The organism is Streptomyces albireticuli, assembly GCF_021228125.1.
In the GTDB taxonomy this organism is placed as follows: Bacteria; Actinomycetota; Actinomycetes; order Streptomycetales; family Streptomycetaceae; genus Streptomyces; species Streptomyces albireticuli.
Genome location: NZ_JAJQQS010000002.1, coordinates 670,850 through 692,779, shown reverse-complemented (window position 1 = coordinate 692,779; position 21,930 = coordinate 670,850). Strand labels below are relative to the sequence as shown.

Sequence of the window (21,930 nt, the reverse complement as noted above, 5' to 3'; positions counted from 1 at the left end):
CTCTCTCAGCGCTCTCACCTGCAACCTACTGTCCTGACCCGGCGGGATAGGGTGCCCGCGATGACCGACACGACACCGTCCCGGCCCACCCCGGGCGACGCCCTGCGCTTCGCCTTCGGCACGCTGACCGCGCTGCCCGTGCGCCTCACCCGCTGGGACCGGGCGGCGGCCCGCGGCGGAATGCTCGCGGCCCCGCTCGCGGGCCTGGTCGTGGGCGGCTGCGCGGCCGCGGCGGGATCGGCCCTCCTCCTGCTGGGCGCGGGCCCGGTGCTCGCCGCCGTGGCGTCCGTGGCGGCGGGCGCGGTCCTCACCCGCGCCCTGCACCTGGACGGCCTCGCGGACGTCGCCGACGGGCTGGGCAGCGCGAAGCCCGCCGAGGACGCCCTGCGGATCATGAAGCGGTCGGACATCGGCCCGTTCGGCGTCGTCACCCTGCTGCTGGTCCTGCTCGGCCAGGTCGCGGCCCTCGCCGGGGCGTACGCGGACGACACGGCGCGCGGCGCCGCCGCGGTGGCCGTGGCGGCGCTCGCCGCCCGCTGTTCCCTGACGCTGGCCTCCCGGGCCGGGGTGCCGCCGGCCCGGCCCGAGGGCCTGGGCGCGGCCGTCGCCGGAGTGCTGCCCGCCTGGTCCGCGCTGCTGGTGGCGGCCCTGGCCACGGCCGCCGCCGCCGCGCTCGGGGCCGCCACGGGCCCGTACGGCGCGGTGCGCGCCGCCCTCGCGGTGCCGCTCGCCCTGGCCGCCGGCGAGCTGCTGCTGCGGCACTGCGTACGGCGCTTCGGCGGGGTCACCGGGGACGTCTTCGGCGCCCTGGCGGAGACCTCGGCCACCACCGCGCTCGTCGTGCTCGCTCTCGGCTGAGCGGCCGGAGCGCGCCCGGAACACGAATCGCCCGGTCGCGGGCGCTACGTTGGGGGCCGACCCGAGCCCGGGGGGCCGTGACACCGCGGCATACGATGCCCAGGGTGCGGCCGGCCCACCCATCGGCCGAGGAACTCAACGGAAGTAGGGACCCCACCACCGTGACTGCTCTGACTCTCAGCACTTCCAGCGCGGCGACGCTCCGCGCGGACGCCGTCGTCATCGGTGTGGCCAAGGGCCCGAAGGGTCCTGTCGTCGCACCCGGCGCCGAAGCCGTGGACAAGGCGTTCGACGGCAAGCTGGCCGCCGTCCTGGAGACCCTCGGCGCCACCGGCGGCGAGGGTGAGACGACCAAGCTCCCCGCCCCGTCCGGGCTCAAGGCCCCGGTCGTGCTGGCGGTCGGGCTCGGCGACACCCCGGCCAAGGACGAGGACTTCGACGCGGAGGCGCTGCGCCGCGCCGCGGGCAGCGCGGCCCGCGCGCTGACGGGCAGCAAGAAGGCCGGCTTCGCCCTGCCGGTCGCGGACGCCGAGTCCGCCGCCGCCGTGGCGGAGGGCGCGCTGCTCGGCGCGTACACCTACGTCGCCGCCGGCCCGGGCGGCAAGGCCGCCGCCAAGAAGGACGCCGACCGGAGCACCCCGCTCGCCGAGGTCGCGCTGCTGGGCGCCAAGCCCCGCGACAAGGCGGTCAAGGCCGTGGCCGAGCGCGCGGGCGTGCTGGCCGAGGAGATGAACCGGGCGCGCGACCTGGTCAACATGCCGCCGAACGACCTCAACCCGAAGGCCTTCGCCGCCGCGGCCCAGGCCGCCGGCAAGGAGTTCGGCCTCAAGGTCGAGGTGCTGGACGAGAAGGCGCTGCTCAAGGGCGGCTTCGGCGGCATCATGGGCGTCGGCCAGGGCTCGGCCAACCCGCCGCGCCTGGTGCGCCTCGGCTACACCCACCCCAAGGCGGAGAAGACCCTCGCCTTCGTCGGCAAGGGCATCACCTACGACTCGGGCGGCATCTCCCTCAAGCCGGCCGGCCACAACGAGACCATGAAGTGCGACATGGCCGGCGCCGCCGCCGTGTTCGCCGCGGTCACGGCCGCCGCCCGCCTGGGCCTGCGCGTCAACGTCACCGGCTGGCTGGCGCTCGCCGAGAACATGCCCTCGGGCAACGCCACCCGCCCGGGCGACGTGCTGCGGATGTACGGCGGCAAGACCGTCGAGGTCCTCAACACCGACGCCGAGGGCCGCCTGGTCCTGGCCGACGCCATCGTCCGCGCCTCGGAGGAGAACCCCGACGCGATCGTGGACGTCGCCACCCTCACGGGTGCCATGGTCATCGCGCTCGGCAACCGCACGTTCGGTGTACTCGGCAACGACGACGCCTTCCGCACCTCGCTGTACGAGATCGCGGAGGAGGTCGGCGAGCAGGCGTGGCCGATGCCGATCCCGAACGAGCTGCGCAAGAGCATGGACTCCCCCGTCGCCGACTTCGCCAACATCGGCGAGCGGATGGGCAGCGCCCTGCTGGCCGGCCTCTTCCTGCGCGAGTTCGTGGGCGAGGGCATCACCTGGGCGCACCTGGACATCGCGGGCCCGGCCTTCCACGAGAGCGCGCCCTACGGCTACACCCCGAAGGGCGGTACGGGCTCCGCGGTCCGCACGCTCCTCCGGCTGGCCGAGCGCACCGCCGACGGCGACCTGGGCTGAGCCCCGCCCCGGCCGGGCCGCACGGTCCGTACGATTTGGGGTGACCCCGGGTGTTTCGCCCGGGGTCACCTCGCGGACGTTCGCCCTTAACGAAATCGAGCGCGTCCTACGCGTGAGTAACCCGTGAAGGTGACGCATCAGTCGCCTCACAGCCCGGCCCGGCGTCCCGCCGTCCGTCAACAAGTGCGAAGATGTTGTCTCGGCAGGACAGGGCCCCACTGACCCAGGGCCGAAGTAACAGCGGCCGAACAACAGCCGCCGCCCGGTCGCCCGCGACCGGCTCCGGCGTATTCCATGCATGGAGGACGTGACGTGGCGAACGACGCCAGCACCGTTTTCGACCTAGTGATCCTCGGAGGCGGTAGCGGCGGTTACGCCGCTGCCCTGCGCGGAGCGCAGCTGGGTCTGGACGTCGCTCTGATCGAGAAGAACAAGCTCGGGGGCACCTGCCTGCACAACGGCTGCATCCCCACCAAGGCGCTGCTGCACGCCGGTGAGATCGCCGACCAGGCTCGCGAGGCCGCGCAGTTCGGTGTCAAGGCCACCTTCGAGGGCATCGACATCGCGGGCGTCCACAAGTACAAGGACGACGTGATCGCCGGCCTGTACAAGGGCCTGCAGGGTCTGGTCGCCTCCCGCAAGGTGACCTACATCGAGGGCGAGGGCCGCCTGTCCTCCCCGACCTCCGTGGACGTGAACGGCCGGCGTATCCAGGGCCGCCACATCCTGCTGGCGACCGGCTCCGTGCCGAAGTCGCTGCCGGGCCTGGAGATCGACGGCAACCGCATCATCTCCTCGGACCACGCGCTGACGCTCGACCGCGTCCCGAAGTCCGCGATCGTGCTGGGCGGCGGCGTCATCGGCGTCGAGTTCGCCTCCGCCTGGAAGTCCTTCGGGACCGACGTCACCATCGTCGAGGGCCTCAAGCACCTCGTCCCCGTCGAGGACGAGAACAGCTCCAAGCTGCTGGAGCGCGCCTTCCGCAAGCGTGGCATCAAGTTCAACCTCGGCACCTTCTTCCAGAAGGCGGAGTACACCACCGACGGCGTCAAGGTCACCCTGGCCGACGGCAAGGAGTTCGAGGCCGAGATCCTGCTCGTCGCCATCGGCCGCGGCCCGGTCTCCCAGGGCCTGGGCTACGAGGAGCAGGGCGTCGCGATGGACCGCGGCTACGTCCTGGTCGACGAGTACATGCAGACCAACGTGCCGACCATCTCAGCCGTCGGTGACCTCGTCCCCACCCTCCAGCTCGCGCACGTCGGCTTCGCCGAGGGCATCCTGGTGGCGGAGCGACTGGCCGGCCTCAAGCCCGTGCCGATCGACTACGACGGTGTGCCCCGGGTGACGTACTGCCACCCCGAGGTCGCCTCCGTGGGCATCTCCGAGGCCAAGGCCAAGGAGATCTACGGCGCGGACAAGGTCGTCGCCCTGAAGTACAACCTCGCCGGCAACGGCAAGAGCAAGATCCTCAAGACCGCGGGCGAGATCAAGCTCGTCCAGGTCAAGGACGGTGCCGTCGTCGGCGTCCACATGGTCGGTGACCGTATGGGTGAGCAGGTCGGCGAAGCCCAGCTGGTCTACAACTGGGAAGCGCTGCCGGCCGAGGTCGCGCAGCTCATCCACGCGCACCCCACGCAGAACGAGGCTCTCGGCGAGGCCCACCTGGCCCTGGCCGGCAAGCCGCTGCACGCGCACGACTAGTCCCGAGCGCACCACCATCCGCACTACTCGTAAGGAGCAACCGCAACCATGGCGGTTTCCGTAACACTGCCGGCGCTCGGCGAGAGCGTGTCCGAGGGCACCGTCACCCGTTGGCTGAAGGCCGAGGGTGAGCGTGTCGAGGCCGACGAGCCGCTGCTCGAGGTCTCCACCGACAAGGTCGACACCGAGATCCCGGCCCCCGCGTCCGGCATCCTGGCCTCCATCAAGGTCGCCGAGGACGAGACGGTCGAGGTCGGCGCCGAGCTGGCCATCATCGACGACGGCTCCGGCGCCCCGGCCGAGGCTGTCACCGCCGAGGCCCCGGCCGCCGCCGAGGCCCCCGCGGCTCCGGCCGAGGCCCCCGTGGCCGAGGCTCCGGTCGCCGAGGCGCCCGCCGCTCCCGCCCCCGTCGCCGAGGCGCCCGCCGCCCCGGCCGGTGAGGCCTCCGGCACCGACGTCGTGCTGCCCGCGCTGGGCGAGTCGGTCACCGAGGGCACCGTGACCCGCTGGCTCAAGGAGGTCGGCGAGTCCGTCGAGGCCGACGAGCCGCTGCTCGAGGTCTCCACCGACAAGGTCGACACCGAGATCCCGGCCCCGGTCTCCGGTGTGCTGCTGCAGATCGTGGTCGGCGAGGACGAGACGGCCGAGGTCGGCGCCAAGCTCGCCGTCATCGGTGCCGCCGGTGCCGCCCCGGCTCCGGCCGCCCCGGCCGAGGCTCCGGCCCCGGTCACCGCCCCGGCCCCGGCTCCCGCCGCCGCCCCGGCTCCGGTCGCCACCCCGGCCCCGGCCGCCGCTCCGGCCGCTCCGGCTCCGGTCGCCACCCCGGCTCCGGCTCCCGCCGCCGCCCCGGTCGCCCCGGCCCCGGTCGCCGCTCCGGCTCCGGCCGCCCCGGCCGTCGCCGCCGCGAACGACGGCGCGTACGTCACGCCGCTGGTGCGCAAGCTCGCCGCCGAGAACGCCGTGAACCTGGCGACCGTCCAGGGCACCGGTGTGGGTGGCCGCATCCGCAAGCAGGACGTCATCGCCGCCGCCGAGGCCGCCAAGCAGGTCGCGCCGGCCCCGGCCGCCGTGCCCGCCGCCGCTGCCCCGAAGGCCGCCGCCGTCGAGGCGTCGCCGCTGCGTGGCCAGACGGTCAAGATGACCCGCATGCGCAAGGTCATCGGCGAGAACATGATGAAGGCCCTGCACGGCCAGGCGCAGCTGACCTCCGTGGTCGAGGTGGACATCACCAAGATCATGCGGATGCGCAACAAGGCCAAGGACGCCTTCGCCGCCCGTGAGGGCGTCAAGCTGTCCCCGATGCCGTTCTTCGTCAAGGCCGCCGTCCAGGCGCTGAAGGCCCACCCGGTCGTCAACGCCCGGATCAACGACGACGAGGGCACGATCACGTACCACGACGTCGAGAACGTCGGCATCGCGGTGGACGCCGAGAAGGGCCTGATGACCCCGGTCATCAAGGGCGCGGGCGACCTCAACATCGCGGGCATCGCCAAGAAGACGGCGGAGCTGGCCGGCAAGGTCCGCACCAACAAGATCAGCCCGGACGACATGTCGGGCGCGACCTTCACGATCAGCAACACCGGCTCGCGCGGTGCGCTGTTCGACACGGTCATCGTGCCGCCGAACCAGGTCGGCATCCTGGGCATCGGTGCCACCGTCAAGCGCCCGGTGGTCATCAACCACCCGGAGCTGGGCGAGACCATCGCCATCCGCGACATGACCTACCTGGCCCTGTCGTACGACCACCGTCTGGTGGACGGCGCCGACGCCGCCCGCTACCTGACGACGGTCAAGCAGCTCCTGGAGGCCGCCGAGTTCGAGGCCGAGATCGGTCTCTGAGCCCCGGCTCCCCCTTGAGCGGCACGCCGTGAAGGGCGCGGCCCCGGTCCCGTATCCGTACGGGCCGGGGCCGCGCCCTTTCGCGCGCCCCGGGCCGGTACCGCGACCGGGGCGTCGGTACGGCCGGGGAATAATGACGTCCGATCCCCGCTGCCCGCTAAGGAGCACCCATGGCCGCACCCGTCGTGCACTCGCTGCGCGAACAGATCCGCGAGCACATCCTGGAGGGGATCGTGGGCGGACGCTGGCAGCCGGGCGAGCGGATCGTGGAGCGGCGGATCGCCGCGGAGCTGGCCGTCAGCCAGACACCGGTCCGGGAGGCGCTGCGCGAGCTGGAGTCGCTGCGGCTGATCGAGTCGGCGCCCAACAAGGGCGTCCGGGTGCGTGAGCTGAGCGCCACCGACCTCAAGGAGAGCTACCCCGTACGGGCGGGCCTGGAGCAGGTGGCCGCCGAGCTGGCCGCGGACGCCCTGGCCGAGGACGCCTCGGCGCTGGAGCCGGAGGTCTCCGCGCTCTACGGGGCGGACCGGGCCGGCGACGGGGAGGCGCAGGTGCGGCACACGGTCGCCTTCCACCGCGAGATCGTCAAGGCCGCGGGCAACTCCGTCCTGCTGCACACCTGGGAGTCGCTGGGCATCGAGGTATGGACGACGCTGTCGATCCGCTGGCTCAGCCCGGAGCCGCGCGCCCACGCGGACGACCACGCGGCGATCGTCGCGGCCTTCCGGCGGCGCGATCCGCACATCGGCGAGCTGCTGAAGACCCATGTGCTGAGCTGCGCCCCACAGGTCTGAGCGGGGTCCGGCCGGGGATCCGGCCGGTGGGTGGTCGGAATCGTGACCAGGCGGCGATCCGTCCGATATTGATCGATCATCGATCAGGGGCGTATGGTCTCTCCCGAGCCGTACCCGCACGCCCTGTCCTGTGATGTGGCGCGGCTCTGAGGATGACAACAGGAATCCGTGCGTCTCCCATGCCCTGGCTCGGCGCACGGGTCCTGTCGTCTCCGGCCCCGGCGTCCCGGACCGGTCAATCCGGGGCCGTCGGCACGGCGGGCCGCCCTGTTCCGGGCACGGCCCGCGCTCTTCCCTGCCCGCACGCGGCGACGAACCCCCTGTCGCGGTGGGCATGATGGACCCATGCGCGCAGCCCGGCTGATCACATTGGTGCTGTTGCTCCAGTCGCGTTCCTCGATGACGGGGTCCGAACTGGCGCGGCAGCTGGAAGTCTCCGAGCGCACGATCGCCCGGGACGTCCTCGCCCTGTCCGAGGCGGGCATCCCCGTCTACGCCGACCGCGGCCGCTCCGGCGGCTACCGCCTCGTCGGCGGCTACCGCACCCGTCTCACCGGCCTCGGCCGTACCGAGGCGGAGGCCCTCTTCCTCTCCGGCGTGCCCACCGCCCTGCGCGACATGGGCCTGGCCGACGCCGCCTCCGCCGCCCGGCTCAAGGTCTCCGCGGCCCTGACGCCCGAGCTGGGCGACGCCTCCACGAGCGCCGCGCAGCGCTTCCACCTGGACGCGCCGGGCTGGTGGCAGCCCGCCGACCCGCCCGAGCTGCTGCCGGCCGTGGCCGACGCCGTCTGGGACGACCGCCGGCTCACGGCCCGCTACTCCCGGCGGGACACGGAGGTGGAGCGCGACCTGGAGCCGTACGGGCTGGTCCTGAAGGGAGGCGTCTGGTATCTCGCGGCCCGCGCGGACGGCGACTTCCGGGTCTACCGGGTGGACCGCTTCACGGCGGTGACCGTACGGGCGGACCGTTTCCCCCGCGCGGAGGAGTTCGACCTGCCGGCCTTCTGGGAACGCCGCGCGGCGGAGTTCGCCCGGTCGATCCTGCGGGAGAGCGCCGTCCTGCGCCTGACCCCGGCGGGCGCCCACCGGCTGCCGCACATCACCGACCGCACGGCGGCCCACGAGGCCCTGGAGGCCGCGGGCCCGCCGGACGACCGGGGCCGGATCACCGTCACCCTGCCGGTGGAGACGCTGGAGGTGGCCTACGCCCAGCTGCTGGCCCTCGGCCCGGAGGGGGAGGTGCTGGAACCTCCGGAACTGCGGGAGCGGTTCGCGGAGGCGGCGGCGAGGGGGGTGGAGCTGTACGGGTGAGGGGGGCTTCGTCCCCAGCCCCGCCCCTTCCCGAAACCGGGCGAATTCAGCCCGGCCGGCGTTTGAGGCCACCGTGCGGAGCGCGGAAAAGGGGGCCCGGGGGCGAAGCCCCCGGTTTCGGGAAGGGGCGGGTAGGGGACAAGGCCCCGCGCAGCGGCACCCCACCCACCCGCACCCCTACCGGTACTCCTCCGCCGACGCCACCTTCCCCCCGAACACCACGTCCGCGAAATACGCGAAACAATCCGGCCGAGACCCGTCCGCGTCGTCAAAGTCGTACACCTTCGCCAACTCCCCGCTCGACACCGACTTCCCGCTCCACCGCCCCTTCTCCGGATCCGCCGCCAGACTCGCGACCCCCCGCCCCAGGAACCGCGGCGACTCCGCGATCGCGAAGTGCGGGCTCTTCGCGATCGCGTCCCGCCACGTGGCCTCCGTGACGCCGAAGTGGTCGAGCATCTCCTCCGAGCGCAGGAAGCCCGGTGTGACCGACACGGCCGTGCCGCCGTACTCCGCCAGCTCCTTGGCGAGGCCGAAGGCCATCCGGATGGGGGCGTTCTTGGCCAGGTCGAAGAAGAGGTTGTCGCGGTAGGTCTTGTTGAATTCGGCGGTTCCGTCGGTCACCTCCACCACCAGTCCCCCGGGCCGCCGGATCAGCAGCGGCAGCGCGTAGTGGCTGGTGATGGCGTGCGTCTCGACGGAGAGGCGCAGCATCCGCAGCCCCTTGTCGAGGTCGACCTCCCACACCTTGGTGTCGAACTCGATCAGGTGATCACCACCCCAGACGTCGTTGACGAGCACGTCGAGCCGTCCCTGTTCCCGGTCGATCCGCTCCACGAGCGCCTTGACCTGCTCGCGCTCCAGGTGGTCGGTGGGCACCGCGATGCCGGTGCCGCCGGCCGCCGTGACCAGTTCGGCGGTCTCCTCGATGGTCTCCGGCCGGCCGACCTCGCTCCGCCGGGCACGGGTGGTCCGGCCGGTCACGTAGACGGTCGCCCCGGCGGCGCCGAGCTCCACCGCCATGGCCCGGCCCGCGCCCCGGGTCGCCCCGGCGACCAGCGCCACCTTTCCTGCCAGCTTCCCTGCGTACGCGCTTGCGGTGGTGTCCACGCCGCTGTCCCCATTCCTGTTCGTCGTCCGTCGTTCGGTGCACGGCCGACGCTGCCACGAATACCTGACACCCGCAGTCCGGATTTACGGCGGATCCCTTTCCGGCGACGCACCGGTAACAAGACGGCGGCATCCGCTCCGCTCCACGTGCGGGGGCAGGTGGGAGGCACGATGCTGGTGCCGTGATGGACGAGACGGAGTTCTGGGACCTCGTCGACAGCGCGCGCGACGCTGCCGAGGGCGACGCCGAGGACCAGGCCGATCTGCTGGTCGAGGCGCTGATGCAGCTCGACCCGGAGCGTGTGGTGGACTTCGCCCGGCACTTCGAGGCGCGCTACAACCGGGCGTACCTCTGGGACCTGTGGGGCGCCGCGGCGGTGCTGCTCAACGGCGCGAGCGACGACGCCTTCGACTACTTCCGGTGCTGGCTGATCGGCCAGGGCCGCGAGGTCTTCGAAGGCGCGGTCCACGACCCGGACCAGCTGGCCGAGCTCCTGGAGGACTTCGACGACGAGGTCGACGGGGACGGCGAGGACCTGGGCTTCGCGGCGGACGAGGCCTACGAACAGCTGACGGGCGCGGAGACACCGGACCTGGGCCTGCCGAACCCCCCGCCGGAACCTTCGGGGACACCGCTGGACCTGGAGGACGAGGCGGCGCTCGCGGAACGGTTCCCACGGCTGTGGGAGCGGTTCGGGGGGTAGCGGGGGTGTCCCCTACCCGCCGCTTCCCGAACCGGGGCGAGCCCCGGGCCCCCTTTCCGTGCTTCGCGCGGTGTCCTCAACCGCCGGACGGGCTGATTTTCAGCCCGTCCGGGGGCACCTCCCAGCGGTAGCCGGGGGAGCTTGAGGACCGGGGTCCGGGGCGGGGCCGGGGAAGAGCCCCGCGCAGTGGCACCCCCGCCCCCACCCGCCCCCCACCTGACCCCACCCCGCCCCCACCCCCGTCAGGATGACCCCATGCGCATCGCCCTCACCGGTTCCTCCGGACTCATCGGCACCGCCCTCACCCGCGACCTCGAGAAGGACGGCCACGACGTCGTCCGTCTCGTCCGCCGCCCGCCCCGCGCCCCCGGCGAGGTCTCCTGGGATCCCGAGCGGCAGTGGGTCGACACCGCCGGCCTCACCGGCTGCGAGGCGGTCGTCCACCTCGCCGGCGCCGGCATCGGCGACCACCGCTGGACCGAGGCGTACAAGAAGAAGATCCGCGACAGCCGCGTCCTCGGCACCGCCGCCCTCGCCGAGGCGCTGGCCTCGCTCGACACCCCGCCGCGCGTCCTGGTGAGCGGCAGCGCTGTCGGCGTCTACGGCGACACCGGCGACCGGGTGACCGACGAGGGCGCCCCGCCCGGCACGGGGTTCCTCGCGGACCTCTGCCAGGAGTGGGAGGAGGCCGCCGCGCCGGCCGCCGAGGCGGGCGTGCGGACCGTCTTCGCCCGCACCGGACTGGTCGTGGCCCGGCACGGGGGCGCCTGGGGCAAGCTCTTCCCGCTCTTCCGGGCCGGCCTCGGCGGGCGCATCGGGGGCGGACGGCAGTACTGGAGCCTCATCGCGCTGCACGATCATGTCGCGGCGCTGCGCCATCTGCTGGCGACGGAGAGCCTGGCGGGCCCCGTCAATCTGACGGGACCCCATCCGGTCACCAACCGTGAGGTCACCCGCATCATGGGGCGCGTACTGCACCGGCCGACGCTCTTCGCCGTGCCCGCGCCGGCGCTCACCCTGGCGCTCGGCGAGATGGCCTCCGACCTGCTGCGCAGTCAGCGCGTGGTGCCGCGGCGGCTCCTGGACTCCGGATTCTCGTTCGCCTACCCGCGCGTCGAGAGCGCCGTACGGGCGGCGCTGGCGGACACGCGGTGAACACGGGCGGGCCGTCGCGACGGGTGCCGTGCTACCGCCGTGCGACCGTGCTCTGTCCGTGCGCGACTGTTGTTGACCGAATTTCTCTCTACGGTCGAGGCAATTCGCGCATTGCCGCTGCCCGTTGAGGGCATCAGGCCCCAGAGCGAGCGGACCGACCCCCGGGAGGGCACGTGCTCAGCAGCGCACGCGAGACCGCACACGACGCCGACGTCGTCATCGTGGGAGCCGGTCTCGCCGGCCTCTCCGCGGCGCACCGGCTCACCGCCGCGGGGGTGACGGTCACCGTCCTGGAGGCCGCCCCGTACGTGGGGGGCCGGATGACCACCGACCGGATCGACGGCTTCCGACTGGACCGCACGGCGCAGCTGCTCAACACCGCCTTCCCCGAGCTCCTGGGCACCCCCGGGCTCGGCGGCCTCACCCTGCGCCCGTTCACCCCCGGGGTCCTGGTCCACGCCGACGGGCGCAACCAGCGCACGGGGGAGCCCCGCGGCGGCAAGCGCGCCTTCACCACCGCCAGGGCCTTCGCCACGGCCGCCCGCGCCTCCCGGTCCGGCGGCCTCGACCAGGCGCGCCTGGGGGCGGCCCTGGCCCGGCTGGCGGCCCTGCCCGCGCACCGGGTGCTCGCCCGCCCCGACCGGGCCACCGCCGACACACTGACCGGGCGCGGCCTCCCGGCCCGTACGGTCGAGGGGTTCCTGCGCCCCCTGCTGGCCTCGCTGCTGTGCGACCCGGACCTCACCACGTCCAGCCGGTGCGCCGATCTGGTGCTGCGCGGCTACGCGCGGGGCCGGCTGTGCCTGCCCGAGGGCGGCGCCGACACCGTGCCCGAGCTGCTGGCGGCGCTGCTCCCACCCGGCACGGTACGGACCGGGGTGCACGCCAAGACCGCCTGCACCACTTCCGTGGGCACCGCCGGGCACGGCGAGTTCCGCTGCCGCTCGGTCGTCGTGGCCACGGGCGCGCGGGCCGCCACCGAGCTGATCCCCGGTCTGCGGCTGCCGGACTTCCACCCGGTGACGGTGCTGCACCACACGGCCGACGAGCCACCGCTGCGGGACGCCTCGCTGATCATCGCCGCGGGGCGGCGGGGCCCGGTGGCGCACACCATGGTCGCCAGCGAGGTGGACCCCACACGGGCGCCCGACGGCCGGGCGCTGATCACGTCGACGGTGCTCGGCACGGCGGCGGGCATGCCGACCGCCGAGCTGGACCGCGCCGCGCGCGCCCAGCTGGCCCGGGTCTACGCCACCTCGACGAGCGACTGGCGGCTGCTCTCCGCCCACCACGACCCCGACGCGGTCCCGGCCATGCCGGCCCCGCACGACGTACGGCGCCCGGTGCGCCTGCTGTCCGGGCTCTATGTGTGCGGCGACCACCGCGACACGAGCACGGTCCAAGGCGCCCTGTTCTCGGGCCGCCGCGCCGCCCTGGCGGTCCTGCGCGACCTGGGCATCCGCAGCCCGCACCCCACGGAGTCCGAGGAACTCCAGGCGGCGTAGCGGGCACGGGCCACGAGGAGGCCGGGTTACGGGGGCCGGGCCACGAGGAGGCCGGGCGGGCCGCCGGAGCAGCCCGCCCGGCCACCCTCACAGCAGGGCCACCTTCTCGCGGTAGGCCCGGACCGCCGCCGCGTCCCGGTACGGCTCCAGCCGCCGCTCGAAGTCCCGGATGTACTCCAGGGCCCGCACCGACCGCATCTCCGCCGCCTGCGCCGCCGCCTCCGCGCCGAGCGTGCACGCCTGCTCCAGCTCGCCGAGCCCCAGCCTGGCCGTGGCCAGGACCACCCGGCAGAAGAGCCGGCTGCGGGCGTACGCCTGGCTGCGCAGTTGCAGAGAGCGCTCCGCGTGCTGCGCCGCGGCCCGGTACTGCTGGAGGTCGCGGTGGCAGTGCCCGAACTCGTCCGCCAGCTGGGCCTCGTCGAAGAACCTGGCCCAGTACGGCACGTCGTCGCCCGGCCGGGAGACCTCCAGGGCCCGCTCCGCCCGCGCGAGCGACGCCGAGCAGGCCCGTACCTCGCCCAGCACGCCGTGGCCGCGCGCCTCCACCGCGTGGAGCAGCGACTGCACCACGGACGGCGCGCTCGCCCCGACGCCCTGCTGGGCGACGCGGGCCAGCTGCACCGCCTCCCGGCCGTGGCCGAGGTAGACCGCCTGGCGGCTCATGGTGACCAGCACATAGCTGCCGTAGGCGCGGTCGCCCGCCGCCTGGGCCAGCCGCAGCGCCTGGACGAAATAGCGCTGCGCCAGGCCGTGGGCGGCGATGTCGTACGAGGTCCACCCGGCGAGCCGGGTGAGGTCGGCCACGGCCGCGAACAGCCGCCGCCCCGTGGACTCGCCGTACGTGCCGCGGAGCATCGGCTCGGCCTCGTGCTCCAGATAGCGCACGAGGGCCTGCCGGGCGTGGCCGCCGCCGTAGGCGTGGTCGAGGGTCCGGAACAGCTCCCCCACCGAGCGCAGGGCCGCGATGTCGCCCATCGAGACGCGGCCGCCCGGGCCGCGCTCGGCGTGCCGCTGGCGCGGCGGGTGGCCCCGCCCCTGGGCGGGCACCCGGACTCCGCCCTCCGCGAGGGCCTGCGGCGGCGCGCCGCGGGCCACCCGCTCGTCGGCCCGGCCGATCAGCCAGTCCCGGCTCGGGACCACCAGGCCGGCCGGGGTGAAGGCGATCTTCCGGAGCTCGGTGTGGCTGCCGGAGTCCTTGCGCCACAGTCCGCTGACGATGTCAATGGCCTCCTCGGGGGACGCGGCGAATTCCAGTCCGGCGTACACCGGCGCGCACGCGTCCAGCCCGAGGTCCTGCGCCGACAGCCGTCTGCCGAGCCGCCTCGTGAAGACCTCGGCGATGAGCGCCGGGGTCGTGCCGCGCGGCTGCTGGCCGCGCAGCCAGCGGGTGACGGACGTCTTGTCGTAACGCAGGTCGAGGCCGTGCTCAAGCCCTAACTGATCGACTCGCCGAGCCAGCCCTGCGTTGGAGAAGCCCGCCTCCGCGATGAGCGCGGCTAGCTGACGGTTGGGGATGCGCTGCGGGGGTCGTTCCGTCATCAGCCTGCCGGTCTCCCTGATCGCGTTCTGGAACGGCGTGAACTTAGCGGCCGCCAAACGCCCTGATCGCTACCTTCGCCCCGCATTCATCCGATCGTGTGAGGACAGATCAAATAGGCATGGCTCGCGGTCCGGCGGGACCGGCCGCCTGCGGGGGTGTCGGCGGCCCGCCGTACAGTGGCAGAGCACGACCGTAAGAGCCGCAAGAGGCCGTAACAGGCCGTAAGAGCCGCAACAGTACGAATAGGTTCGAAGAGGAGCTGCCGTGAGTGAGCTGCGCTTTGTCCACCTGGGCTTCGGGACGGACGCCGTCGAGTATCAGGAGGCATGGCAGGAGCAGCGCCGGGTGCACGCGGCCCGCTTCGCGGACGAGCTCCCGGACACCTGTCTGATGCTGGAGCACCCGGCGGTCTACACAGCCGGACGGCGCACGGAAGCCGGCGAGCGCCCCCTGGACGGCACCCCCGTCATCGACGTGGACCGGGGCGGGAAGATCACCTGGCACGGCCCCGGGCAGCTGGTCGGCTACCCGATCCTCAAGCTGCCGCGCCCGGTCGACGTGATCGCGCACGTACGGCGGCTGGAGGAGGCCCTGATCCTCGCGTGCGCGGACCTCGGCCTGGAGACCACCCGGGTCGAGGGGCGCAGCGGGGTGTGGGTGCTGGGCGACCCCGTCGAGGAGCGTCCCGCGGTCGGCGGCCTGTCCCTGGACTTCGACCCGCGGCTGACGGACGAGGAGTTCGACCCCCGGCTGAACGGTCCGGAGTACGCCCCGTCCAACGCCGGGCAGCGCCGTGAGGACCGCAAGCTGGCGGCGATCGGCATCCGGATCGCCAAGGGCGTCACCATGCACGGCTTCTCGCTGAACTGTGACCCCGACAACACCTGGTTCGACCGGATCGTCCCGTGCGGCATCCGCGACGCGGGCGTGACCTCGCTCTCCAACGAGCTGGGGCGGCGGGTGAGCGTGGCGGAGGTGCTGCCGGTGGTGGAGAAGCGCCTGCGGGAGGTCCTGGAGGCGGCGGAGCCGCTGCCGCGAGCGGTGTAGGCCCGCCTCCGAGAGGGCGTGGGCGGGCGGATCGCGGGCCGGCCGCACGCCGGGGGGAATGACCTCTCCCCCACGCGGGTTGCCCCATCCGTAACCTTCGCACGTAAACACGTATGAATTAACGGGCGTACCCTGGTGTTCGCCGAGGAATCGAAGTCATAGGGAGCCGGACGTGTCCGCTGTCGCACCCGACGGACGCAAGATGCTGCGCTTGGAGGTCCGCAACGCCCAGACCCCCATCGAGCGCAAGCCCGAGTGGATCAAGACCCGGGCGAAGATGGGTCCCGAGTACACCGAGCTCCAGGGCCTGGTGAAGCGGGAGGGCCTGCACACCGTCTGTCAGGAGGCGGGCTGCCCGAACATCTACGAGTGCTGGGAGGACCGGGAGGCGACGTTCCTCATCGGTGGCGACCAGTGCACCCGGCGCTGTGACTTCTGCCAGATCGACACCGGCAAGCCGCAGGCGCTGGACCGCGACGAGCCGCGCCGCGTGGGCGAGTCCGTCGTCACGATGGACCTGAACTACGCCACGATCACCGGCGTCGCGCGCGACGACCTGGAGGACGGCGGCGCCTGGCTGTACGCGGAGACCGTGCGCCAGATCCACCAGCAGACCGCGGGCCGGGAGAGCGGCCGCACCAAGGTCGAGCTGCTGGCCCCCGACTTCAACGCGGTGCCCGAGCTGCTGGAGGAGGTCTTCGCCTCCCGCCCCGAGGTCTTCGCGCACAACGTGGAGACCGTGCCCCGGATCTTCCGGCGCATCCGCCCCGGCTTCCGCTACGAGCGCTCGCTGGAGGTGATCACCAAGGCCCGCGAGGCCGGGCTGATCACCAAGTCCAACCTGATCCTCGGCATGGGCGAGGAGCGCGCGGAGGTCAGCGAGGCCCTGCGCGACCTGCACGAGGCGGGCTGCGAACTGATCACGATCACGCAGTACCTGCGCCCGTCGCCGCGGCACCACCCGGTGGAGCGCTGGGTGAAGCCGCAGGAGTTCGTGGAGCTCAAGCAGGAGGCGGACGAGATCGGCTACGCCGGTGTCATGTCCGGCCCGCTGGTCCGCTCCTCGTACCGCGCGGGACGGCTGTACCAGCAGGCCATGGAGCGCCGCGGCACGGCGGCGGCCCCCGCCGCGGCGAGCCCGGCGGTCTGATCCCGGCTCCGGCCCTGTCCGGTTCTCGCGGAGGAATTCGACGCGGCCGGTACCCCCACGACATCGTGGCGGGTACCGGCCGCGTCAACGTTTCATAGGTGTTTGACCAACAGGTCATCCATTGGTAACACCGTTCGGTGACGATGGTTGTACGCACCGCATCAGCACGTCACCGCACCGCCAGCCCCCCGCTGCCCTGTCACCACTTCCGCTCCCGAGGGGACCACGACATGCAGCCCGCGCCGGTACGAGCCTCGTCCGCTCTGCCCACCGTCCTGCCCACCACGCTCTCCGTGCGACCTCCGTCCGTCGGTGGCGCCCTGCGCGCACTGGAGGGGCTGCTGATGCGCGGCGGCCAGCGCACCGCCCGCCGGAACGCCTGGACCGCGGTGCTGGAGGACCGCCGCCGGGCCAAGGACCGCCGGGAGGCGCAGCACGTCCTGGAGGCCGTGGCGGCCCCCGGTCCGCAGGCGACGTAAACTTCGCCGTATGGCGAGGAAGGAAACATCCGAGAACCCCGGGCGACTGAAGCAGATCGCCCTGACCTACAAGATGACCAAGAAGGTCGACTCGAAGGTCGGTCTTGTCGTCGCGGCTGTGGGAATCGTCACCTTCGGTGTCCTCCTCGCGATCGGCTTCTGGATCGATCACCCGATCTACCTGGGCATCCTTGGCTTCCTGCTGGCCTTCCTCGCGATGGCGATCGTCTTCGGACGCCGCGCCGAGCACGCCGCCTTCGGGCAGCTGGAGGGCCAGCCGGGTGCCGCCGCCGCGGTCCTGGAGAACGTGGGCCGTGGCTGGACGACGACCCCGGCGGTGGCGATGAACCGCAGCCAGGACGTCGTGCACCGGGCCGTCGGCAAGGCCGGCATCGTGCTCGTCGCGGAGGGCAACCCCAACCGGGTGAAGAGCCTGCTCGCGGCCGAGAAGAAGCGCATGGCGCGGATCGTCGCGGATGTGCCGGTGCACGACATCGTCGTGGGCGAGGCCGAGGGCCAGGTGCCGATCAAGAAGCTGCGCACGACGCTGCTCAAGCTGCCGCGGGTGCTCCCGGGCGCACAGGTGACGATCGTCAACGACCGGCTGCGCGCGCTGGGCGACCTGATGAGCAACATGCCGATCCCGAAGGGTCCGATGCCGAAGGGCATGCGGATGCCGAAGGGCCGCTGAGGCCCGCGGAACGCACTGCGGGGTCATGGAACGAACGAGGCGGGGGCGGAACCGAAAGGTTCCGCCCCCGCCTCGTTGGTCGCCGCTGTCCTTCGGTCACCGCCGGGCTAGCGGATCCGCACCTGAACAGCGCGGGCGAGGCGGTCATGGAGCCCCCGGCTGTCGCGGTCCCAGATGACCGCCGGGATGACGGCGACCAGGAGCACGCTGCGCAGCAGGACGCGGGGGAGGGTGAGGCGGCCGCCGGCCTCGCCGATGACCCGCAGCCCGAACAGCCGCTTTCCGGGGGTGCAGCCGACCGTTCCGACGGCGAACACACTGAGTACGAAAAAGATCAGCAGTGCCCAGTTACCGGTCTGCTGGGGTTTGCCGTCCGCCAGAAGGGCGTAGGCGATGAGCATGCACAGCGCCCAGTCGATGAAGATCGCGCCGAATCGCCGGCCGAGGGGCGCGACCGAGCCCGGCCCGCTCTCCGGCAGCCCGAGGCGCTCGCCCCGGTAACCGAAGTCGACGCCCATCTCCTCGGCGGCCGCGCGCGGCCCGGAGAGCCATGAGCCGATTGCTTGCCTGTTGTCCACCCGTCCACGGTACTGCGACCGCATACGTTCCCTTCCGGCCGGGTCCGCGCATTCGGCGTTTCGGACCGGTCCGGGGCCGGATCCGGGCTTCGATCCGGTTAACCTCGGCGAAACAAATGGGTCATGCTTGAGAAATCCCGTCTCTCTAGGGTCGGCGTCAGCGCGCCACACTGCATATGAACCCGCATATGGACTGCGCCACCGAAACAACCCCGACCGCTCACGGCCGGGCTAGGAGGAGTTGGATGTTCCAGAACGGCGACGACGCCAAGAAGTTCATCAAGGACGAGGACGTCAAGTTCGTCGATGTCCGCTTCTGCGACCTGCCTGGCGTGATGCAGCACTTCACGATCCCGGCGGCGGCGTTCGACCCGGCCGAGGAGCTCGCGTTCGACGGCTCGTCGATCCGCGGCTTCCAGGCCATCCACGAGTCCGACATGGCCCTGCGCGCCGATGTGAGCACCGCCCGGGTGGACCCTTTCCGCCGGGACAAGACGCTCAACATCAATTTCTTCATCCACGACCCGATCACGGGCGAGCAGTACAGCCGTGACCCGCGCAACATCGCGAAGAAGGCCGAGGCGTACCTCGCCTCCACCGGTATCGCGGACACCGCGTACTTCGGCCCCGAGGCCGAGTTCTACGTCTTCGACAACGTCCGCTTCAACACCGCGGCGAACGAGTCCTTCTACCACATCGACTCCGAGGCCGGCGCCTGGAACACCGGTGCGGTGGAGAACAACCGCGGTTACAAGGTCCGCTACAAGGGCGGTTACTTCCCGGCCCCGCCGGTCGACCACTTCGCCGACCTGCGCGCGGAGATCTCCCTGGAGCTGGACGCGGCCGGCCTCCAGGTCGAGCGCCAGCACCACGAGGTCGGCACGGCCGGCCAGGCGGAGATCAACTACAAGTTCAACACGCTGCTCGCCGCGGCCGACGACCTGATGCTGTTCAAGTACATCGTCAAGAACGTCGCCTGGCGCAACGGCAAGACCGCGACCTTCATGCCGAAGCCGATCTTCGGTGACAACGGTTCGGGCATGCACGTCCACCAGTCGCTGTGGAGCAACGGCGAGCCCCTCTTCTACGACGAGCAGGGCTACGCGGGCCTCTCGGACACCGCCCGCTACTACATCGGCGGCATCCTCAAGCACGCCCCGTCGCTGCTGGCCTTCACCAACCCGACGGTGAACTCCTACCACCGCCTGGTCCCCGGCTTCGAGGCCCCGGTCAACCTGGTCTACTCCCAGCGCAACCGCTCCGCCGCGATGCGCATCCCGATCACGGGCTCCAACCCGAAGGCCAAGCGCGTCGAGTTCCGCGCCCCGGACCCGTCCTCGAACCCGTACCTCGCCTTCTCGGCCCTCCTCCTGGCCGGCCTCGACGGCGTGAAGAACAAGATCGAGCCCGCCGAGCCGATCGACAAGGATCTCTACGAGCTCGCCCCCGACGAGCACGCGGGCGTCCCCCAGGTCCCGACCTCCCTCCCGGCCGTCCTCGAGGCCCTCGAGGCCGACAACGAGTACCTCCAGGCCGGCGGTGTCTTCACGTCCGACCTGATCGAGACCTGGATCGACTACAAGCGCACGCAGGAGATCGCCCCGATCCAGCTGCGCCCGCACCCGCACGAGTTCGAGATGTACTTCGACCTCTAGGTCGAACCGAGCTCCCGGGCCGACGTCCGAGCCCCTGGTACCGCCCTCGCGGTGCCAGGGGCTCGGCGCGTTCCACCGGCGTCGCGGGGCGGGGTCACGGACGTCCCACGCCCGCCATGTCGCGGGCGCGGCCGTCGCGGACGATGACCTCGCGGTCGGAGTAGGCGGCGACGCGGGCCTCGTGGGTGACGAGGACGACGGCGGCGCGGGTCTCCCGGGCGGCGGCGGTGAGGAGTTCCATCACGCGCTCGCCGTTGAGGGAGTCCAGGGCTCCGGTCGGTTCGTCGGCGAAGACGACGCGCGGGGTGGTGACGAGGGCGCGGGCGACGGCGACGCGCTGGCCCTGGCCGCCGGAGACCTCGGTGGGGCGCTTGCCCCGGGTGTCGGCCACCTCCAGGCGCTCCAGCCACTCCATGGCCAGCGCCTCGGCCTTCCTGCGCTTGACGCCCGCCAGGCGCAGCGGCAGGGCGGTGTTCTCGACGCACGTCAGCTCGGGCACGAGGCGGCCGAACTGGAAGACGAAGCCGAACTCCCCCCGGCGCAGGGCGCTGCGCTCGGAGTCGGACATCCCCAGCAGGTCGCGGCCGTCGTAGGAGACCGCCCCGGCGTCGGGGCGCACGATGCCTGCGAGGCAGTGCAGCAGGGTCGACTTGCCGGAGCCGGAAGGGCCCATGACGGCGACGACCTCACCGGGGTGGATGGAGAACTCCGCGCCGTCGAGGGCGGTCGTCGGCCCGTACGCCTTGCGCAGGCCCGTGGCCGCGAGGAGGGAGCCGGCCGGGGTCACGTCCGCACCGTCTTCCCGAGCTGGTCGAGCCGGGCGGCCGTGAGTTCCAGCCAGCGCAGGTCGGCTTCGAGGTGGAAGAGGGCGTGGTCGCAGATGAGCTGGTCGGCGAGGTCGCCGGAGCGCTTGCGCTCGGTGAGGCCGCGCATCAGCCGCAGGTGCTCGGCGCGCTGGGCGTCCAGCAGCCCGGCCGCGTCCCGGCCCGTGAGCAGGGCGAGGACGACCTTGGTGTAGAGCGTCGACTGGAGGTACGGCTCGGGCTTCTCGGGCTGGACCAGCCACCGCTCGACGTCCGTGATCCCGGCGTCGGTGATGGCGTAGCGCTTGCGGTCCGGGCCCTCGCCGTGCTCGATGCCCTCGACCTCGACGAGGCCGTTCTTGAGCAGCCGCGACATGGTGGAGTAGACCTGCCCGTAGTGCAGCGGGCGGTCCTGGCCGAATCGGGCGTCGAAGGCGCGCTTGAGGTCGTAGCCGTGGCGCGGACCGGTCTCCAGGAGACCGAGCAGGGTGTGTCCGATTGACATGCGGGCAGTCTACAGAGCGCGTATACACGCGATGTATAGACGAGGTCCCCGCCGCTACGACCCGCGTGCCGCGCCTCCGGCCTCGTCAGCTGAGGGGGATGCCGAAGATCTCCTCCAGGCCGCCGACCGTCTCCGGCGGGGTCGTGTCCAGGAGTGCGGTCATCCCCAGGTCACGGGCCGGGTCCAGGTTCCGGGGGGAGTCGTCGACGAATACGCAGGCGTGGGCCGGGAGTTCCAGGAGTTCGAGCGCCGTCGCGTAGAGCGCGGGATCGGGTTTGCGGGTGCCGTGGTGGTCGGAGAGGACGACGGTGTCGAAGCGGGTGTCCAGGTCGTAGCCCTGGTACGGGTCGTGGGGCGCGCGGCCGACGCTGTTGGAGAGGAGGCCGGTCCTGATGCCCGCGCGGCGGGCGGCGTCGACGGCCGCGAGCAGCGCGGGCTCGGGGCGGAGGCCGGCCAGGACGCGGCCGAGCAGGCCGGTGGGGTCGACGCCGAGCAGGGGTGCCGTACGGGTGTTCCACTCGGTCTGGGTGATCCGCCCGAGCTCCAGGTCCGCGTACAGCGCGCGCCCCGCGGGGTCTTTCGTGATGACGTTCGCGAAGGCGTCGGGCGCCAGCCCCTCGCTCCGGCAGAACGCCTCGGTGGCCTCGCCGACCGGGGTCGTGAGCACTCCGCCGAAATCCACGAGCAGCCCTCGGGGGCGGGGACGGGACATGCACTCCTCCTCCTGCGGAACTCCACCGGACCCGGGGAGACCGGGGAGACCGGGGAGACCGGGGACGGGAACGGTCCGGGATCTTTTCCTCTTCCGGCG

At 72.5% G+C, this 21,930-nt stretch carries 20 protein-coding genes; 14 read left to right on the top strand and 6 right to left on the bottom strand.

Annotated features, from left to right (window positions below):
* The first annotated feature begins 60 nt into the window (after positions 1–60).
* From LUZ64_RS03245 to LUZ64_RS03220, 6 genes are all read left to right on the top strand, one after another.
* Positions 61–858, top strand: coding sequence for an adenosylcobinamide-GDP ribazoletransferase (locus tag LUZ64_RS03245; protein ID WP_095579040.1), 798 nt, complete (start codon positions 61–63; stop codon positions 856–858).
* A gap of 161 nt (positions 859–1,019) precedes the next feature.
* The gene (locus tag LUZ64_RS03240) at positions 1,020–2,552 is read left to right on the top strand and encodes a leucyl aminopeptidase (RefSeq protein WP_095579039.1); all 1,533 of its coding nucleotides are present in this window, start codon (positions 1,020–1,022) and stop codon (positions 2,550–2,552) included.
* Positions 2,553–2,864: 312 nt separating this feature from the next.
* Complete coding sequence (gene lpdA, locus LUZ64_RS03235; RefSeq protein WP_170116654.1) at positions 2,865–4,253, top strand: dihydrolipoyl dehydrogenase; 1,389 nt, start codon at positions 2,865–2,867, stop codon at positions 4,251–4,253.
* 48 nt (positions 4,254–4,301) lie between these two features.
* Positions 4,302–6,092, top strand: coding sequence for a 2-oxoglutarate dehydrogenase, E2 component, dihydrolipoamide succinyltransferase (gene sucB, locus LUZ64_RS03230; protein ID WP_232390017.1), 1,791 nt, complete (start codon positions 4,302–4,304; stop codon positions 6,090–6,092).
* A gap of 170 nt (positions 6,093–6,262) precedes the next feature.
* Complete coding sequence (locus tag LUZ64_RS03225; RefSeq protein ID WP_095580239.1) at positions 6,263–6,886, top strand: GntR family transcriptional regulator; 624 nt, start codon at positions 6,263–6,265, stop codon at positions 6,884–6,886.
* A 345-nt stretch (positions 6,887–7,231) separates the two neighbouring features.
* The gene (locus tag LUZ64_RS03220) at positions 7,232–8,197 is read left to right on the top strand and encodes a helix-turn-helix transcriptional regulator (protein WP_095580237.1); all 966 of its coding nucleotides are present in this window, start codon (positions 7,232–7,234) and stop codon (positions 8,195–8,197) included.
* Positions 8,198–8,374: 177 nt separating this feature from the next.
* Here LUZ64_RS03220 and LUZ64_RS03215 read toward each other — a convergent pair whose 3' ends face one another.
* On the bottom strand, positions 8,375–9,307 hold the full coding sequence (locus LUZ64_RS03215; RefSeq protein WP_211304920.1) for an SDR family oxidoreductase: 933 nt from the start codon (positions 9,305–9,307) through the stop codon (positions 8,375–8,377).
* 185 nt (positions 9,308–9,492) lie between these two features.
* On the opposite strand from LUZ64_RS03215, the gene LUZ64_RS03210 reads away from it, so the two are divergent.
* The 3 genes from LUZ64_RS03210 (at position 9,493) to LUZ64_RS03200 (ending at position 12,671) form a co-directional block, all read left to right on the top strand.
* Positions 9,493–10,011, top strand: coding sequence for a DUF4240 domain-containing protein (locus tag LUZ64_RS03210; protein WP_170116649.1), 519 nt, complete (start codon positions 9,493–9,495; stop codon positions 10,009–10,011).
* A 255-nt stretch (positions 10,012–10,266) separates the two neighbouring features.
* Positions 10,267–11,166 (top strand): TIGR01777 family oxidoreductase, encoded by a 900-nt coding sequence (locus LUZ64_RS03205; protein WP_095582763.1) that lies wholly within the window; start codon positions 10,267–10,269, stop codon positions 11,164–11,166.
* A 173-nt stretch (positions 11,167–11,339) separates the two neighbouring features.
* Positions 11,340–12,671 carry an NAD(P)/FAD-dependent oxidoreductase gene (locus LUZ64_RS03200; protein ID WP_095582764.1) on the top strand — a complete coding sequence of 444 codons (1,332 nt, stop codon included), beginning with the start codon at positions 11,340–11,342 and terminating at the stop codon, positions 12,669–12,671.
* A gap of 87 nt (positions 12,672–12,758) precedes the next feature.
* Here LUZ64_RS03200 and LUZ64_RS03195 read toward each other — a convergent pair whose 3' ends face one another.
* A complete protein-coding gene (locus LUZ64_RS03195; RefSeq protein WP_095582772.1) occupies positions 12,759–14,210 on the bottom strand; it encodes an NsdA family TPR-like regulatory protein in 1,452 nt (483 codons plus the stop codon).
* A 265-nt stretch (positions 14,211–14,475) separates the two neighbouring features.
* Between LUZ64_RS03195 and lipB the strand changes: the two genes are divergently transcribed.
* The 4 genes from lipB to LUZ64_RS03175 all read left to right on the top strand — a co-directional run bounded on the left by lipB (position 14,476) and on the right by LUZ64_RS03175 (position 17,578).
* Entirely contained in the window at positions 14,476–15,258 is a 783-nt protein-coding gene (gene lipB, locus LUZ64_RS03190) for a lipoyl(octanoyl) transferase LipB (protein WP_095582765.1), read from the top strand.
* Positions 15,259–15,430: 172 nt separating this feature from the next.
* Complete coding sequence (lipA, locus tag LUZ64_RS03185; protein ID WP_095582766.1) at positions 15,431–16,408, top strand: lipoyl synthase; 978 nt, start codon at positions 15,431–15,433, stop codon at positions 16,406–16,408.
* Between the two features lie 230 nt (positions 16,409–16,638).
* Complete coding sequence (locus LUZ64_RS03180) at positions 16,639–16,887, top strand: SCO2195 family GlnR-regulated protein (protein WP_232390018.1); 249 nt, start codon at positions 16,639–16,641, stop codon at positions 16,885–16,887.
* A gap of 10 nt (positions 16,888–16,897) precedes the next feature.
* On the top strand, positions 16,898–17,578 hold the full coding sequence (locus LUZ64_RS03175) for a DUF4191 domain-containing protein (protein WP_087928406.1): 681 nt from the start codon (positions 16,898–16,900) through the stop codon (positions 17,576–17,578).
* A 107-nt stretch (positions 17,579–17,685) separates the two neighbouring features.
* Here the strand turns inward: LUZ64_RS03175 and LUZ64_RS03170 are convergent, their stop codons facing one another.
* Positions 17,686–18,156: an RDD family protein gene (locus LUZ64_RS03170; protein ID WP_095582774.1), complete on the bottom strand. Its 471-nt coding sequence runs from the start codon at positions 18,154–18,156 to the stop codon at positions 17,686–17,688.
* 245 nt (positions 18,157–18,401) lie between these two features.
* Between LUZ64_RS03170 and glnA the strand changes: the two genes are divergently transcribed.
* On the top strand, positions 18,402–19,811 hold the full coding sequence (gene glnA, locus LUZ64_RS03165; RefSeq protein ID WP_095582767.1) for a type I glutamate--ammonia ligase: 1,410 nt from the start codon (positions 18,402–18,404) through the stop codon (positions 19,809–19,811).
* Between the two features lie 94 nt (positions 19,812–19,905).
* Here glnA and LUZ64_RS03160 read toward each other — a convergent pair whose 3' ends face one another.
* The 3 genes from LUZ64_RS03160 to LUZ64_RS03150 form a co-directional block, all read right to left on the bottom strand.
* A complete protein-coding gene (locus tag LUZ64_RS03160) occupies positions 19,906–20,598 on the bottom strand; it encodes an ABC transporter ATP-binding protein (RefSeq protein ID WP_095582768.1) in 693 nt (230 codons plus the stop codon).
* A complete protein-coding gene (locus LUZ64_RS03155; protein ID WP_095582769.1) occupies positions 20,595–21,119 on the bottom strand; it encodes a PadR family transcriptional regulator in 525 nt (174 codons plus the stop codon). The genes LUZ64_RS03160 and LUZ64_RS03155 overlap by 4 nt, the downstream gene beginning before the upstream one ends.
* An 85-nt stretch (positions 21,120–21,204) precedes the next feature.
* On the bottom strand, positions 21,205–21,831 hold the full coding sequence (locus tag LUZ64_RS03150) for an HAD-IA family hydrolase (protein WP_095582770.1): 627 nt from the start codon (positions 21,829–21,831) through the stop codon (positions 21,205–21,207).
* Positions 21,832–21,930 lie beyond the last annotated feature (99 nt).